Origin of the sequence: Streptomyces sp. NPDC056224 (assembly GCF_042267665.1) — a bacterium.
Taxonomy (GTDB): Bacteria; Actinomycetota; Actinomycetes; order Streptomycetales; family Streptomycetaceae; genus Streptomyces.
In genome coordinates, this window is the sequence record NZ_JBHJTK010000002.1 from 62,933 (window position 1) to 78,669 (window position 15,737).

General features: G+C 68.8%; 11 protein-coding genes and 3 pseudogenes. 7 read left to right on the forward strand and 7 right to left on the reverse strand.

What is annotated here, in order from left to right:
• Positions 1 to 33: 33 nt before the first annotated feature.
• On the reverse strand, positions 34 to 324 hold the full coding sequence (locus ACFCZ1_RS04310; protein WP_376676827.1) for a helix-turn-helix domain-containing protein: 291 nt from the start codon (positions 322 to 324) through the stop codon (positions 34 to 36).
• Positions 325 to 344: 20 nt separating this feature from the next.
• Positions 345 to 1,409, reverse strand: a complete 1,065-nt coding sequence (locus ACFCZ1_RS04315) for a tyrosine-type recombinase/integrase (protein WP_376676828.1) — start codon at positions 1,407 to 1,409, stop codon at positions 345 to 347.
• Between the two features lie 145 nt (positions 1,410 to 1,554).
• Between ACFCZ1_RS04315 and ACFCZ1_RS04320 the strand changes: the two are divergent.
• Positions 1,555 to 1,702, forward strand: a pseudogene (locus ACFCZ1_RS04320) (ATP-binding protein); the annotation flags it as partial.
• A gap of 64 nt (positions 1,703 to 1,766) precedes the next feature.
• Here ACFCZ1_RS04320 and ACFCZ1_RS04325 read toward each other — a convergent pair.
• Positions 1,767 to 2,306, reverse strand: coding sequence for a 2'-5' RNA ligase family protein (locus ACFCZ1_RS04325; RefSeq protein WP_376676829.1), 540 nt, complete (start codon positions 2,304 to 2,306; stop codon positions 1,767 to 1,769).
• 1,041 nt (positions 2,307 to 3,347) lie between these two features.
• On the opposite strand from ACFCZ1_RS04325, the gene ACFCZ1_RS04330 reads away from it, so the two are divergent.
• The 3 genes and pseudogenes from ACFCZ1_RS04330 to ACFCZ1_RS04340 form a co-directional block, all read left to right on the forward strand.
• Entirely contained in the window at positions 3,348 to 3,476 is a 129-nt protein-coding gene (locus tag ACFCZ1_RS04330) for a hypothetical protein (protein WP_376676830.1), read from the forward strand.
• A 30-nt stretch (positions 3,477 to 3,506) separates the two neighbouring features.
• Positions 3,507 to 4,586 (forward strand): lytic polysaccharide monooxygenase auxiliary activity family 9 protein, encoded by a 1,080-nt coding sequence (locus ACFCZ1_RS04335; protein ID WP_376676831.1) that lies wholly within the window; start codon positions 3,507 to 3,509, stop codon positions 4,584 to 4,586.
• A 239-nt stretch (positions 4,587 to 4,825) separates the two neighbouring features.
• Positions 4,826 to 5,169 (forward strand): annotated as a pseudogene (locus tag ACFCZ1_RS04340) (IS21 family transposase); the annotation flags it as partial.
• Positions 5,170 to 5,460: 291 nt separating this feature from the next.
• Here ACFCZ1_RS04340 and ACFCZ1_RS04345 read toward each other — a convergent pair.
• The gene (locus ACFCZ1_RS04345) at positions 5,461 to 5,622 is read right to left on the reverse strand and encodes a hypothetical protein (RefSeq protein ID WP_376676832.1); all 162 of its coding nucleotides are present in this window, start codon (positions 5,620 to 5,622) and stop codon (positions 5,461 to 5,463) included.
• A gap of 98 nt (positions 5,623 to 5,720) precedes the next feature.
• On the opposite strand from ACFCZ1_RS04345, the gene ACFCZ1_RS04350 reads away from it, so the two are divergent.
• The 3 genes from ACFCZ1_RS04350 (at position 5,721) to ACFCZ1_RS04360 (ending at position 11,038) form a co-directional block, all read left to right on the forward strand.
• A complete protein-coding gene (locus ACFCZ1_RS04350) occupies positions 5,721 to 6,023 on the forward strand; it encodes a CU044_2847 family protein (protein ID WP_376676833.1) in 303 nt (100 codons plus the stop codon).
• 109 nt (positions 6,024 to 6,132) lie between these two features.
• Positions 6,133 to 10,209 (forward strand): trypsin-like peptidase domain-containing protein, encoded by a 4,077-nt coding sequence (locus ACFCZ1_RS04355; protein ID WP_376676834.1) that lies wholly within the window; start codon positions 6,133 to 6,135, stop codon positions 10,207 to 10,209.
• Between the two features lie 313 nt (positions 10,210 to 10,522).
• Positions 10,523 to 11,038, forward strand: a complete 516-nt coding sequence (locus ACFCZ1_RS04360) for a hypothetical protein (RefSeq protein ID WP_376676835.1) — start codon at positions 10,523 to 10,525, stop codon at positions 11,036 to 11,038.
• 253 nt (positions 11,039 to 11,291) lie between these two features.
• Here ACFCZ1_RS04360 and fahA read toward each other — a convergent pair whose 3' ends face one another.
• The 3 genes and pseudogenes from fahA to ACFCZ1_RS04375 all read right to left on the reverse strand — a co-directional run bounded on the left by fahA (position 11,292) and on the right by ACFCZ1_RS04375 (position 15,316).
• Complete coding sequence (gene fahA / locus ACFCZ1_RS04365; RefSeq protein WP_376676836.1) at positions 11,292 to 12,512, reverse strand: fumarylacetoacetase; 1,221 nt, start codon at positions 12,510 to 12,512, stop codon at positions 11,292 to 11,294.
• Between the two features lie 879 nt (positions 12,513 to 13,391).
• A pseudogene (locus ACFCZ1_RS04370) lies at positions 13,392 to 13,583 on the reverse strand (transposase); the annotation flags it as partial.
• Positions 13,584 to 13,777: 194 nt separating this feature from the next.
• Positions 13,778 to 15,316 carry a carboxylesterase/lipase family protein gene (locus ACFCZ1_RS04375; protein ID WP_376676837.1) on the reverse strand — a complete coding sequence of 513 codons (1,539 nt, stop codon included), beginning with the start codon at positions 15,314 to 15,316 and terminating at the stop codon, positions 13,778 to 13,780.
• Positions 15,317 to 15,737: the final 421 nt, after the last annotated feature.

Sequence of the window (15,737 nt, forward strand, 5' to 3'; positions counted from 1 at the left end):
CTGTTTGACGCCCACAATGCCGCCCTCTCCAGGTCACAGAGGCGGCATCGAACGGCCCCGCGCGGAGACTGCCTTCGGCAGGTCGGCGACCGGCCGAATCGGGGCCGCGGGACGTTCGACGGGGGCGGTGTCGACCTCGAAAAGGTCGTTGGGGGTGCAGTCCAGCGCGGTGCACAATGCGATCAGCGTGGACATCTTCACCTGGGAGGGCTCTTTGCTGAACAGCGCGGACACCGACGCGGAGGAGATTTGCAGCCCGGCGCGTTCGGCCAGCAGCCGCTTCAGCTGGGTGCCGGTCCAGACTTCGCGCTGAGCGGCGGCCATCCGCAAACGCCATCGGATCTTCATGCCGAGCTGTCCCCCTCGGCGGTCAGTTCGCCAAGCGTGGTGGTCACCGCACGGCGATAGGCATCCTCGATGAACGTCGCGGAGGGACGGACGTATCTCATGGTCGAACTGACCGTCCAGTGACCAAGGAGCTGCTGGATTGCCACCAAATCCACACCGCGCTCGTAGTTGTGCGTCGCGCAGGCCCTCCGCAGGGCATGCGGACTGAACCGGTCGGTCGCCGGGTGGCCTTCGAGTTCCATCAGATAGCGCAAACGGTTGCGGATCGTCCCACGGTGCAGACTGCCTCCGGACTCGTCCGCGAATAGCACCGGTGAGTCGGGGAACTTCCCGCGGACGTCGTCGAGGAACCAGCGCAAGACGAGGTCGAGCCCGTCCAGCATCGGCACCCAGCGCGGCCTGGGCCCGGAGGTGCGGGCGCCTTTCCCGAACCGGACGTGGAGTTTCCCGAACGGGCCCCGCGTGAAGTGGAGGTCCGGGCGGTCCAGAAGCGACGCTTCTTCCGAGCGCAGGCCGGCGTGATAGAGGGTCCGGAACATCGCATAGTCCCGGGCGGCGGGTGCGTACTTGCGGGCGGTGGCGATCCGGGCCTTGAGGAAGTCGAAGAACTCTGCGACCCGCTCGGGGGTCGGCGGCGGCAGCTGGGCTGGGGAGTCATCACCGACATGCCGGGCCGCGTTGAACTCATCGACCGGGCAGACCAGGCGGACGCCGAACCCGGCTTCGATCTCGACGGCCTTGCGGACCTGCAGGAACCGGTGGAAGCCCTTGAAGATCTGCACATACTCGCGCCGGGTCGAGGCAGCCCGCCCGGCAAGGGCCAAGTCGCCGACGACACGGTCGATGTCTTCGGGAGTGACATCCCACGCCGGCCGGCCCAGCGCGGTCAGCGTCCGTTCCAGCAGTCCGATGTCGTTCTCGACCGTCACCGAACTGAACCCACGAGCCCGCCATGAGGCAACGAACGCCTCAACGCAGTCGGCCTGGAACTCCCACGGATCGGCGGTCACCGGCTCCAGTAGGACGGCACCACCCTGGACCACCCTCAACTGGGATGCCACCGGCACACCTTCCTCGCACCTGACCGTTCAAGGCGGCACCTGGAGAATCCGGGCACCACCACGAAGACCAACGAGGACAGCAGAAGATGGATACGGGCCGGTGGCAGCGGCGATCCACGAAAAGGAACATGTGCCAGCCCCAGATGGCTGGACCAAGACTTCACCGACCCCCGCCTCTGCGCGGCCATCGTCGACCGCGCCTCACCTTCAACGGCACCATCATCGAGACCGGAACTGACTCCTACCGTCTCGCCAGCACCCCAGCACGCGCCGAGCACGCTGCAGCCAGCTGACCGGAGCCCCCCGTTGGTCCGCTGCCCCAGGGGGCAGCGGACCAACCAACCCTCATGAGCTGCTTCATTCTCCGAGTGCGAACGACACCCGTTCTTGCCAGTTCACGCCGTCATGCACCATCAGTTCCACCGACGCGACGTGAGACGTGAACGGGAGCCTGCCTGCGAGGTCGGCCTCGATCTCCTCCAGGACGGCGTCTTCCTGACCTTGAGCGATGGTCAGATGCGGCACGATCTCGGCAAATCGGCCGCCATACGGCGGAGCCTCAGGCCAACGATCAGCGATCGCCTCCGTGAGCCCCCGCAACTGTGTGTCAGGTTCGGGGGCGAGATACAGCACCTCCGGGAGCCGTCCACACCTCTCGAACCACAGGTCAAAGGCCTGGTGACTACCCAGCACGTCCGCGAGAGCGGAGTAGACGAGCGCATCGATCCGGCTCTCATCGAGGAACGGGAAGAGCACGGTGACGTGGGCTGGAACCCCGGCCTGGGCTGAGGGGTCGAGCCGCTCACGCCACCCGCGGACGGACGGCTCCGCCTCCGGGATCCGGACGATGAGCGCCGTCTGGCCCGCGTGAAACGCACTGGTGCTGTCATCTGCCATGACACCGCATGGTGTCACCTCTGCCGCAGACTGCACGGCTCCTTTTTCGCTGAACGATCACGTCGATCCGTGAAGCAGGTAGACGAGCGGGACGAACAAGACGCTCCGTCATTTCCCGTGAACATCCAGAGTGCCGATGATCGCTGAACGCCGCCGAACCCAAGAGCAAACTGTCAACCTAAAGTGGCAGGTCAGCAAGCTTGCTCCCCGCACATGCGGGGTTGAACCGAAGACCGTGGCTGATGCCCTGGCGGCCGGCCTGGCTCGGCATGGAGCCCGGCGGCGTCTGGCGCCCGGGCTCAGGTGTGCCGCATGCCCGGGCATCGGCCGAGTACCAGGTCGGTCGGGACGTTTCCCCGGGGCAGGGTGCGCGGCGTGGTGTGGACGGGCTACGCCGAGAGCCATTGCTGTTCCGGGGCGATCGACTGGTGCGCGGCAGCGTCCAGCATCGCCCGCGGCACGGGTGTGCCCGCGCGGTGCGCGGTGGCCAGGGGGCGGCTGCGGTCTTCCGCTCAGACCCCATCACCGCCGAGTATGCCTCGGTCAGGGATTCGACCCTGGCGTGAGTGAACGGGGTAGCCGGCCCTGGTCGAGGCCGGGCGGGCAGTGGTCGGCGGAGTCGGTCACCAGCCTGGCCTCGACCCGCCGGACGACGCACGGGGCGGCGGCCATCTGCCAGCCTGTGGCGGAGAGCCGGTACGCCGAGGCGGTGGCCAGGGCACCCTCTCCTCCGGCGTCCGCGACGATGTCGGCGGCCGGTCGCGGAGCCCCGGGCGATTGTTCGGGTGTCCACTGCGGTCCGAACAGCAGCCGGCCCGGGGCACGGCGCTGCTCCGGGAGATCGCCACGGCGGGGTGGCGGTCGATTGACGGCATCTGTACGACCACTGGTCGACGCAGCCCGAGATCATGCTGGGCCGTCCGGGTGGCGGACCGACTCGCAGAAACGATCACGTGTGCGGCGCGGACGAACAACCGTGGCGAAACCCGCAAGGATCAACGGACCAAGATCCCCTTTCTTCGAAGGAGAAACAGCACGGCTGTGCGCTCCCATCTTGCCGTCCTGGCCGCCGCCAGCGTGACTTTCGCCCTGGCAGGCGCGGGTCCCGCCGCGGCCGATTGGTTCCCGAACCAGGCCCGGACCGGTCCCGAGCTCCGCGACCGCCGCTGATCCCCTCCGAATCCGGATGAGAAGGACTTCATGAGCAGCAGCGCCAACGTCCAGGCACCCTCCGGGCTCCTGGCCGACATCAAGCACCGAGCCGACGGCAGCCACCGGATGTTCGGCATCCACCTGCGGTGGCAGATCGGTGGCAACCGGCCCGACCACGGGACCTGGCCCCCGCCGGAGGACTGGAACAACGGCGACGCCCCGTACCCGCACGTCTACGAGGTGTGGATCAACGGTGAGGCACGGCAGACGGTCTTCCTCCACTGGCCGGCCTGGGACTGGTCACCCTCCAATTCCCACTGGGTGGACCTGGGCGAGGAGCCCGACGCCGAATACCGGGTGAAGATCCGGGCCAAGGTCGACGGCTCGTTCACCACGTTCACCAACGAGGTCAATGTGACCCCGAACGCCGCGGTGCCCTGGTCCGCCCCCCAGAAGACCGAGGGCGCGCGGTCCGGCGTCGACTCCTCTCCCCGCCACGGCACGGTGGACCACCCGCGCAGCCGGGCCGCCGCCGCGATCAGGGACGAGGACCAGGCCCCGATCTGCGCGAAGGCCCGGGCCGAGAACACCAGCACCACCTGGCAGGAGGTGGTGCCGGGGGCCGACCGGATGCTGGCCGACTACCCCTGGAACCACGCCCTGGGCTACCTGGAGTACCGCAAGTTCTTCCAGGGCAGCACCGTCGCCTCGACCGGGAACCCGGCGTTCGCGGGTCTCGACCTGGCCCCCACTGCAGACCTCGGCGACTGGCCCACGACCCGTCTGGACGCAGGCGCCGAAAGTCACGAGTTCTCGTACGACTACACGGCCTATCACACGAACGAGACCTGGTCGCACCGCTGGTTCATCACCCGCGAAGGCTGGGAGCCCCGCGGCGGACTCTCGTGGGAGGACCTGGAGCCCATTCCGTTCCTGGTCGAGGTCCAGGGGGCCCCACGGGAGGAGGACTCCACCCATTGGGAGTTCGCCACCCTCCCGCCCCGAGGCGGGCGTGCCGCGATCGTGGACGTCTGGGGCGGTCATGGCGGCCCGGACACCCCTGACGGCGGCAACGGGCGCAAGACCGGCGAGTTCTTCCTCTCCGTGTGCGACGTGGAATTCCACTGACGTCTACCCGGTCCGCGCGACCGGTGAGGGGACGCGGAGCGGGTGAGAGCCCATGAGCGGGGCGGCCGTGCGGAGCCACGGCCGCCCCTACCCGCCACCTGCCGCACGAGGTTACCCGGGGCACCTGGACTCGCTGCCGAGCGGCTGCGGGCGCTGCCCGCCGATCAACGGCAGCACCTCCTGAACGAGACCCCCGGGACATCGACGCTGCGCCCGTCGAGGTGCTCGACGTCAGCTGCCAGCACGCCTGGACCGAGGCCCACGTCGCCGCCTTCCGCTACTTCGGCGGCGTCCCGCGCCGGCTGGTGCGGGACAGCCGGCGGACCGGCGTCGACGAGCCCGATCTCTACGACCCGGAGATCAACAAGGCGCATGCCGAGCTCGCCACCCACTACGGAGCACTGGTCGATCCGGCCCGCGCCGCCCGGTCCAAGGACAAGCCGCGGGTCGAGAGGCCGATGTCCTGCATCCGGGACTCGTTCTGGCGGGGTCGGGAGTTCACCTCGATCGAGCACATGCAGAGGCTGTGGCCTGGAACCAGAAGGTGGCCGGCCGACGGCAGTGCCGGCCGTTGCAGGGCGCTGCCCGGATGGAGGTGTCGAGGCCGTCGAAGCCGAGACGCGCGGCGAAGGCTCCTGCGGCGGCCATCTGCTGTCGAACGGACAGGGCGACAGTTGCGCCGACCGGGACACCGTCGCGTTCGACGTCGCCCGGCCGTGGCGTGGCGTGGCGTGGCACCTGGCCCGCCGAGGTGGCCGTTGAAAGGGTGACGACCGCAGCCGATGAGGCTTGGGAACAGCCACGCTCGTAGCAGCCAGCCACCTCCCAAGAGGCGCCTCACTGCAGCAGCCGGGTCACTCCATGACAGCCATGGTCAGAACCGCTGCACGGTGCGAACGGGCACAACCACCTCAACCTGGCTGACGCCCACCCGCCACCAACGCACCCATTCACGGGTCACCTGACCGACGACATCGGAAATGTCGCCGAATATCACGCCCTGTGCCAGGCAGCGGACCACGCGCTCCGGTGCCATGCTGAGAGGGGGCGCGGAGGCTGCGAGACCGGGTGAACATGCCAGGAGGAGCCTTGACACATCTGGCTCGGATTCCTTTGGGAGACGGGGGCTCCCTCTTGGTCGAGGCTCCGGCCGCGCCGACCGGTCCGGTGAAGGCAGGTCGCGTCAGCGATGCCATTCATGACCTGCCGGCGACTCTCCAAGAGGCTCTGAGCCCGATCACTGAAGCGGCGCACGCCACACTCGACCAGCTCCGCAAGGCCAGCCCTGATGCAATCACGGTCGAGTTCGGTGTCGACCTTGCGGTCGAGGCCGGAGCCGTGATCACCAAGAGCAGTGCCAACTGTCATTTGAAGGTCACCATGATGTGGAAGAAGGACGCGACCGGCCGCCCCGACGCAGCCAACCCCCTGGGGTGACCTCATGGACATGACCGGTACGCCCCCGGACGGGGACCACGGCGCCCAGGACTCTGACGAAGCGGGACTCTTCCAGGCCGTGGCCCAGATCCTCGGACCGGACAACCAGGTGGCCGGTGTCGGCTTCCTCGTTGCCGAGGGCGTCCTGATGACGTGCGCGCACGTCGTGCGCGCCGCCGGAGCCGAGCCCGGTGACCCTCTGCGGCTGGCCTTCCCGCACGTGGACGGCGCGCTCGAGGTTGAGGGGCTGGTCGTGGCGGACGCGTGGCGCGCCCCCGAGGACGAGGACGTGGCCGTCGTACGCCTGAGCACCGGCGACGACCTCGCTGCGGCCATAACCCCGCTGGTTCTCGGCTCCGCGGCAGGCTCCCGGGGCCACAGGGTGCAGTCGTACGGGTTCCCGGCCCAGGCCCCCACCGGCGGCCACTTCGGATATGGCAAGGCCGGCGGAATGCTGCCGGCCAGCGAAGGCCGGGGCGCTCACCTGCAGCTGACCGAAGCCAACGACCTCACCACCGGGTTCAGCGGCGGGCCGGTCATCGACGAGGTGACCGGCCTGGTCATCGGCATGCTCACCGAGATCACCGCCCCCGACGAACACGAGCGGGGCCAGGGCATCGCCTACGTCACCCCGACCCAGGTCCTGCGGGAGGTCTGGCCAGAGCTGATCGAACAGAACGTATACCCCTACCGGGGACTGGAGTCGTTCACCGCGGAACATGCCAAGTGGTTCGAGGGCCGCAAGAATGCCGTCGGGCAGGTCCTGGCGAACCTCGCCGAGCAGCAGCGGGTGACGCTGTTGCTCGGCCCCTCCGGGTCGGGCAAGTCGTCGCTGGTCCAGGCGGGCGTGTTGCCCGCGCTGGCGGCCGGCCAGCTGCCCGGCAGCGACCGCTGGCTGCCCATCGTCACCCGTCCGCAGCAGGACCTGCTGGCCGAGCTTGAACGCGCCGGGCTGCCGGGGGCCGACAGCATCGGGATCGCCGAAGCCGTGACACGCAAGCTAGCGGCCGAACCCGGCCACCAGCGTGTCGTACTGGTCATCGACCAGTACGAAGAGCTCCTCGCGGAGCCCATCACCAGCCGGGAGCAGGAGCGCCGCCAGGCCGCCACCGACCAGATCACCGCCGCGATCACCTCCCACGCCGGGCTCCACGTGATCATGATCATGCGCGACGACTTCTACCCCCAGCAGGCCGCCCTAGCCCCCCAACTGCTCGAAGCGGCGATGCCGGGTCTGCTCAACCTGCCGAGCACGCTCAGCCAGGACGACCTGCACGACATCATCACCCTGCCCGCCCTGAAAGCCGGCGCACACTTCGAGCAGGGCCTGCCCGAACGCATCATCGGCGCCGTCCTGGCCAGCACCCTCGACGGAACCACGACCCGCCAGGCACCGGTCACCGTCCTTCCCATGCTCGAACTGACCCTCGACCAGTTGTGGCAGCGACGCCGCGAGGGCTTCCTCACCCACGACGCCTACCGGCGCATCGGCGGCGTCACCGGCAGCCTGACCACCTGGTGCGACTCCGCACTCGACCATCTGCCGCCCGGCGGCCGGCCCATCGCCCAGCGCATCCTGACCTCACTGGTCCGCTCCGCCGAGCCGCGCCACAACATCCCAGCCATTCGCCAGCGGGTCCCCTTGCAGGATTTGCGCGAACTGGCAGCCGATGTCACCGGCGGACCCGACAGCGGCAAGCAGATCGACGAGGTGCTCGCCGCCCTCACCCGCCACCGCATCATCACCACACACACCCCCCACGTCTCCCTGGTCCACGGCGCGCCTCCCGCACAGCCGGTGGCCGAACTCGTCCACGACTCGCTCATCCGCGACTGGGGCACCCTGCGCGAATGGGTCCGTCAAGACCACCGCTTCAAAGAATGGCTCGACCACACCGGCATACGGCAGGTCCGCTGGGCCGAAACGAAGGACCTGGGAGACCTGCTCGGCGGAACAGCACTCGGGGAAGGCCTCGAATGGTCACGGCGACGCCGCCTGCCGGGCGACATCGCGGCCTTTCTGACCGTCAGCAAGAAGCATCAGCAAGAAGCCATCCGACGCATCAGACGCCTCAACACAGTCCTGGCCAGCCTGCTTGTGCTCGCACTCGTTGCCGCAGGGGGCGCCGTGTGGCAGTGGCGCGCGGCAGTCGCGGAACGGCAGGCAGCGCTGTCGGAACAGCTCGCGGCCCAGTCCAACAACCTCATCAGCGTGAACCCTGAACTAGCCTCACTGCTGGCCGTCCAGGCATACCGCACCAGCCCGACGTCCGAATCGGTCCAGAGTGTACAAAACGCCGCATTCCTCCCGTCGCACAAGCGATTGTCTGGTCACGCCGACTCGGTGGTTTCGGTGGCGTTCAGCCCTGACGGCCGCATCCTCGCTACCGGCAGCAACGACAAGACCGTGCGGCTGTGGGACGTGGCCACGGGCAAAACCCGCACCACCCTGACCGGACACACCGACTGGGTGAATGCGGTGGCGTTCAGCCCCGACGGCAAAACCGTCGCCAGCGCCAGCGGCGACAAGACAGCGCGGCTGTGGGACGTGGCCACCGGCAAAACCCGCACCACCCTGACCGGACACACCGACTCGCTGCTAGGGGTGGCCTTCAGCCCCGACGGCAGAACCCTCGCCACCGCCGGCACCGACACGACCGTGCGGCTGTGGGACGTAGCAACCGGCAAAACCCGCACCACCATGACCGGACACACCTACTGGGTGGAAGCGGTGGCGTTCAGCCCGGACGGTGAAACCCTCGCCAGCGCCAGCAACGACGAGACCGTGCGGCTGTGGGACGTGGCCACCGGCAAAACCCGCACCACCCTGACCGGACACACCGGCTGGGTGAATGCGGTGGCGTTCAGTCCTGATGGCCGCACCCTCGCTACCGGCAGCGGCGACAGGACTGCGCGGCTGTGGGACGTGGCCACCGGCAAAACCCGCAGAACCCTGACCGGTGGACATAATAACGCGGTGAATTCGGTGGCGTTCAGCCCCGACGGCAAAACCCTGGCCACTGGCAGCATGGACCACACGGAAAAGCTGTGGGACGTGGCCACTGGTGTGGCCCGCACAACGCTAATCGGACACACCGACTCAATATATTGGTCAGCTTTCAGTCCTGACGGCCGCACCCTCGCCACCGCCAGCGACGACAAGACCGTGCGGCTGTGGGACGTAGCAACCGGCAAAACCCTAATCGGACACACCGACTCGCTGCTGGGGGTGGCCTTCAGCCCCGACGGCAAAACCCTCGCCACCGCCAGCATTGACAACACCGTGCGGCTGTGGGACGTAGCCACCGGCAAAACCCGCACCACCCTGACCGGACACACCGACTCGGTGAATGCAGTGACCTTCAGCCCCGACGGCAAAACCGTCGCCACCGCCAGCGACGACGAAACCGTACGGCTGTGGGACGTAGCCACGGGCAAAACCCGCATCACCCTGACCGGACACACCGACTGGGTGAATGCGGTGGCGTTCAGCCCCGACGGCAAAACCGTCGCCACCGCCAGCGACGACGAAACCGTACGGCTGTGGGACGTAGCCACCGGCAAAACCCGCACCACCCTGACCGGACACACCGACTCGGTGCTTGGGGTGACCTTCAGCCCCGACGGCAAAACCGTCGCCACCGCCAGCGACGACGAAACCGTACGGCTGTGGGACGTGCCCACCGGCAAAACCCGCACCATCCTGACCGGACACACCGACTCGGTGCTTGGGGTGACCTTCAGCCCCGACGGAAAGACCCTCGCCACCGCCAGTTTCGACTACACTGCGCGGCTGTGGGACGTGGCCACCGGCAAAACCCGCAGAACCCTGACCGGACACACGAACTCGGTAAATGCGGCGACCTTCAGCCCCGACGGCAAAACCCTCGCCACCGCCAGTTTCAGCAACACCGCGCGGCTGTGGGACGTAGCCACCGGCAAAACCCGCAGAACCCTGACCGGACACACGAACTCGGTAAATGCGGTGACCTTCAGCCCCGACGGCAAAACCCTCGCCACCGCCAGCAGCGACAAGACAGCGCGGCTGTGGGATGTCGTCCTACCCAAACCTTCCGCCGCGATCCACAAGATCTGCCGTGCCGTCAACCGAGAGCTCACTCCACAAGAACGCACGACCTACCTGCCAGGCCAATCAATAGACGCCGTCTGCCCGACCCAGCATTAGTACTGCGGGGTCTGTAAATGATCAAGAACCAGACCGCAACGAAGACTGGCCGCGCCAGCAACCACTGGAACAGCACCGCGCCGCGCGGGCAGGACGCGCCGCTGGAGCGTCTCCGCGTCGACCGGCAACTCGATGAGGTCCTCACCCACTGGCCCGATCCGCTCCACCTCGCCCAAGTGTTCGCCCTCCGTACGACGAGAAGACCGCGATGCGATATGCAGACTCCGCGCGGGCCCTGGTGGAGCAAGCTGCCGAGCAGAAGCACCAGTGAAACCTGTTCGACCGGGACCGCGATCGAAGCGAACATGGGCGGATGTCGTCGACCGAAGCAGCAGCCAGCGAACTACAGGACCGCGCCACTCTCTGGAGCGTGGGCGAGATTTCCGCAAGCGAAGTCGTCAGCGCGGCCTGTGAGGCGCTCGTCGCTGGCCTAGACGGCCCCGGACTTCGGGTGCTGGCAGCCTGCACACGCGCCGAGGCGGACTACGACGTGCACGACTTGCTCCCCGAAGCGCTCGATGAGCTCGGCCTCATCTTCTATCCGGCCGCCAGCGAGGCCGGCCAAGAAGCCGCCGCGCGAGCGCTCGCACGACGCATGCTGGCCGGCGAGCTGAAACCTTGGGAGCTCACTTTCCGGATCAACCAGCGCTACGGGCATGAGCTGCCCCTGACAGCACGGCTCGCCGAACTCGATGACGAGTACGCCTTCCTCGAATTCGGCGGCGGCAAAGCCGTAGCTCAGATCGATGCTGAGGTCACGGCCGAAGCCCGCCGCCTCGCCACATTCCACCCCTCCGTTCCCGCCGAACCCACGGACGGCCCCACCTGACGTCCAGGGACGGACCCGCAGGTTCCCACTGAACAAGCTTCACTTTCCCTGAGTCCAAGGGGCTCTCCGGGTGTGAGACTGGCAGGTCCGCTCGTCGCGGGCCTGAAGTTACGTCACCGGCTTGCAGAGCACCCCGCGGAGACAGAACACCCTGGCCACGAGGACACGGAATCAGCAGGGCTCAGAGGAACTCGCGGGATGTCGCACAAACGGTGGCGCCGGCGGGCCGGGCGCCACCATCCGTCGGGGGCCGTTACGACGTGATCCGGCCGGTGACTTCGCCGAAGCCGATGGTGGCGCCGTCGGGGCCGGGGGCGGTGGCGGTGATGGTGACCTCGTCGCCGTCCTCGAGGAAGGTGCGGGTGGTGCCGTCGGGGAGCTTGACGGGCTCTTCGCCGTTCCAGGTGAGCTCGATGAGCGCGCCGCGGGTGTCGGGTTCGGGGCCGCTGACGGTGCCGGAGGCGAAGAAGTCGCCGGTGCGCAGGGAGGCGCCGTTGACGGTCATGTGCGCGAGCTGCTGGGCGGCGGTCCAGTACATGGCGGCGAACGGGGGCCGGGAGATGGGGTGGCCGTTGAGCCGGACCTCCATGGCGAGGTCGAGGCCCCAGGGTTCGCGGTTGCGGTCGTCGAGGTAGGGCAGCGGTTCGACGTCGCGGGCGGGCGGGGCGATGCGGGCGTGTTCCAGGGCTTCCAGCGGGACGATCCACGGGGAGAGGGAGGTCGTGAAGGATTTACTGAGAAACGGGCCGAGGGGAATGTATTCCCAGGGCTGGATGTCGCGGGCGGACCAGTCGTTGACCAGGCAGACGCCGAAGACGTGCTCGTGGAAGCGGTCCTGGGGGACGGGGGTGCCGAGCGGGGACGGGGTGCCGACGACGAAGCCGACCTCTGCCTCTATGTCCAGCCGACGGGTGGGGCCGAAGGACGGGGCGGCGGCCGCGGGGGCCTTGTGCTGGCCGTGCGGGCGCACCACGGGGGTGCCGGAGACCACGATGGTGCCGGAGCGCCCGTGGTAGCCGATCGGCAGGTGCTTCCAGTTGGGGGTGAGCGGCTCGCTGCCGGGGCGCAGGATCCGGCCCAGGTTGGCGGCGTGGTGCTCGGAGGCGTAGAAGTCGACATAGTCGGCGACCTCGAACGGCAGGTGCAGTTCGACCTCGGCGAGCGGCAGCAGCAGCGGCGCGAGCGCGTCCCGGTGGGACTCCTCGGTGAGCCAGCGGGTGAGCGAGGAACGCACCTCATGCCACACCGGCCGACCGGCGGCCATCAGCGGGTTGAGGGTGTCGGCGTCGAGCAGGACGGAGGGTTCCCCGGCGGCGCGGGCCGCGGCCCCGGCGTCGAGCACGAAGTCGCCGATCCGCACGCCGATCCGGCGTACGCCGGGCCGGTCGGCGGCGGTGAAGACGCCGTACGGCAGGTTGTGCACGCCGAAGGGGGTGTCGTTCGCGCTGGTGAGCCAGCTGCGGGCGGTGGTCAACGGTCCTCCTGGACGGACGTGTCGGGCGACGGCAACAGGCCGAGGGCGGCCAGGTCGGGTCCTCCAGCGGCTCGGCGATGCTGCAGGTACCGAAGGCGAACGAGTCTGCGAACCAGCCTAACGCGGTGCCCTGTCAGCTCAGACAGCAGCTCACCGGCACAGGAATCGTCTTCCCTCCGGGTGACATCGGCTCCTGCCGTGTTCCGCGGGACGGTGCCACCACGCCTTGCGGTGGCCTTCGGCGCCACCTTGCCCGGTGGGGGGGGTGGCTTGAGCTGCGGGTGCCAGGCCGCCGCGAGGGCCGTGTAATTCGTCGTTCAACACCCGGCGTCGAACGCTGCTCGTACTTGATCGGCTTTTTCACAGTTCAGCGGACATGCAGGCGGCCTTCGGCTGATCCTGTGCTCAGTCACAGAGGCATGAGATCAGCACGAAGGCCGCGGTCGTGAGTGTGGTACGCCAGGGCGTCTTGAGGGATGCGTTCGCGGAAGTGTCGCGCTTCCGGATGGGGTTGTACGCATGTCTGACCGCACGCGGGGATGCATGGTTCGAGCTGGCCGACGCGCTGTTGTGTACGGACGCGCCCGTACGGACATTGGTCGATCTTGCGCTGGTCCCGGAGCACCGCCGCGGTCACTGTGCTCTCTGCGGCGGGCTGAATCAGGACCGGATCGAACAGACACTTGGCTGGACCAAGCCCCGGCCCCCGCCGGACTCGAGCGGGCGTCGGTTTGTTCGGCGGGGCTGGCCTCTGAGTCCAAAAGCCTCCGCGGGAAGACCGGCTCTCCAGCCGGTGCACCAAAACCGTCCCAGCCCGGGGAGACGAGGTCGACTCCCTCGTTCGCGCCGGGCTTGCCCTTGCGGAGGGCAAGCCCGCGGTTAGGGATGCCGTTCGCCGTCCTTGGGGAAACCGGTGTTGTCGACCATCCATACCTCAAGTCGCACCGCCCGCGAGGCCCGCCATGCCAGCCGGGCCCGCACCTCCCCGACCGGCCAGGTCGAGGAGGTCGTGAACTGCAGCAACTGCTGGTGATCTGCACCAAGGCGCTCCGCCATCGGCTGCATCGACTTCCACCGGCCCTCCGGCGACGGGCCTCACCAATACAGCTGGCCCTTCGCCCGCCGGTCCCGCCGGACCAGCGGCGCGAACACCTCCCCCGGCGAGCTCCTCCAACCAGCCTCGACACGGCGCAAGCTGACCCACCCTCACACAAGCAGCGGACTATCGAACACCAACCGTGACAAGACCGGCTAGCAAAGCACTACTAGCTGCCGAGCAGCGGCAGGGCCGAGAACGTGTGGTCCTGCCAGATCAGGTGGGAGGCCTCCTCCGGGTAGGGGGCGATGGCCGAACGGGTGTCGAAGAGCCGTACGAGACGCTGCCCCGTGTCGTACGCGGGCCAGCCGGGGTCGCCGTGGGCGGCGAACGCCGTCCATGCGGCCCGCATCCGTTCGGACAGCTCTTCCGCCTCCGGGAACGGGCTTTCGCCGATCAGCGTGGCGGGTTGGCCGCGGTCCAGGTTGCCGAAGACGAGCGGCACGTCGAGGCCGTGGCAGGCACCGAGGGCACCGCCCATTCCCGGGGCGGGCCAGGTCAGCTCGTAGACGTGGGCGCGGCCGCCGGCGGCGGTCTGGGCCCGGGCGAGGTGGAGGGTCGGCATGCGGAACAGCCAGTCGGAGTGGACCAGTTCGTACAGCTCGTCCGGGCTCGCGGTGGGAAACGCGTCGCGGTAGTGGCGTGCGGCGTCCCGGCCGGGGCCGAAGACGTCCATGGCGGTCTCCGCCTGCTCCGCGGTGACCTGGCCGAGCAGGCCGTCGAGCGCGGTGAGCAGCCGTGCTTCGTCGCGGGTGTGGCCGACGAGGAGTTCGACGTCCCGGCCGGCGCCGTCGGCCAGGGCCTGCCAGGGCGTGACCGGCAGGACGTCTCCGTCGACGACCGGCGAGAACGGGATCGCCCGGTGCCCGACCGGACCCCAGCGATCCGCCCACCGGTCCATCTTGGCGCCGACCGCATCACCGGCGGCGGACAGCCGGACGGGGTCCACCCCGGACAGGTCGCCCACCGTGGGCCCCATCCCCAGCTCGGCGGCACAAGCGGCGGCGATGTCGGAGGCGAGCTCCGGCGAGAAGAACGTGCCCTGCACACTCTGTGCCACGGCCCGGCCGAAGAGCCCGGCCGCTCGCGGCATGGCCAGCAGCGCGGCGACCGATCCGGCGCCCGCCGACTGGCCGAAGACCGTGACGCGGTCCGGATCGCCGCCGAAGGCCCGGATGTTGTCGCGCACCCATTCCAGGGCGGCCACCTGGTCCAGTAGGCCCCGGTTGGCGGGCGCCCCCTCGATCTGCCCGAAACCCTCAAGGCCCACGCGGTAGTTGAACGTCACCACGACGACACCGCCGTCACGAGACAGGAGGCCGCCGTCGTACTCGGGAAGACCGGACATACCGATCGAGTAGGCACCGCCCTGGATCCACACCATCACCGGCAGCACCGCGCCCGGACCCGTTTCGGGCGACCAGACATTGACGGTCAGCCAACCGTCGCCCGCCGTGTCCCGCGCGAGCGCGTCCATGCCGAAATGACCGCCCTGAGGGGGCGGCGGGCCGAACGCCGCCGTCGGCAGGACCCCGTCCCACCCTCGTACGGGCCGTGGCGCAGCAAAACGCAGCGGGCCGACCGGCGGCTCGGCGAACGGGATGCCGCGGAAGACCGCCACACCCGCCTCGCGGCTGCCGCGCAGCACCCCGCCCGCCACGCGGACCTCGGGCTTGGATGCGGACGGCTTGGACGCGGTAACGGTCATCACGGCTCTTCCCTGGGCGGCCTGGACGTTCCGGGATCATCCCGTTGCCGCACGATGCGTGCCAGTCATTTATGGAGGGCACAGCAAGAACCTGAAGAGACAGCCTAGTTGTGTTGTCCCGGGACGTTGGTGACACGCGTGCTGGGTGGTGGTTGAACCGGGTGAGGGCTTTCCGGCTCGGTGTGGATTGCGACATCTGCACCGATCCGAGGAGGCCCTCGTGCGCCACCGTAATGCCCCGCTGACCGAGACCGGAGGACTGTGCCCGGCCCGCTCTGTCGTGGACGACGGCTGACCCGTGCGGCGGGCCGCGGAACGCTTCCAGGTCAGCCAGCCGCACCACCGCTGCCCGCTGGGAACTCGGCCGGATCCCCGACGGCGGCGGCCACCAGGCCCTCGGCCGGGCCGAAAGCCGGCGGAA

Coding starts and splice junctions, on each gene's coding strand:
- ACFCZ1_RS04310 (WP_376676827.1), bottom strand. CDS start 324: ATGGCCGCCGCTCAGCGCGAAGTCTGGACCGGCACCCAGCTGAAGCGG.
- ACFCZ1_RS04325 (WP_376676829.1), bottom strand. CDS start 2,306: ATGGCAGATGACAGCACCAGTGCGTTTCACGCGGGCCAGACGGCGCTC.
- ACFCZ1_RS04335 (WP_376676831.1), top strand. CDS start 3,507: ATGAGCAGCAGCGCCAACGTCCAGGCACCCTCCGGGCTCCTGGCCGAC.
- ACFCZ1_RS04345 (WP_376676832.1), bottom strand. CDS start 5,622: ATGGCACCGGAGCGCGTGGTCCGCTGCCTGGCACAGGGCGTGATATTC.
- ACFCZ1_RS04360 (WP_376676835.1), top strand. CDS start 10,523: ATGTCGTCGACCGAAGCAGCAGCCAGCGAACTACAGGACCGCGCCACT.
- ACFCZ1_RS04375 (WP_376676837.1), bottom strand. CDS start 15,316: ATGACCGTTACCGCGTCCAAGCCGTCCGCATCCAAGCCCGAGGTCCGC.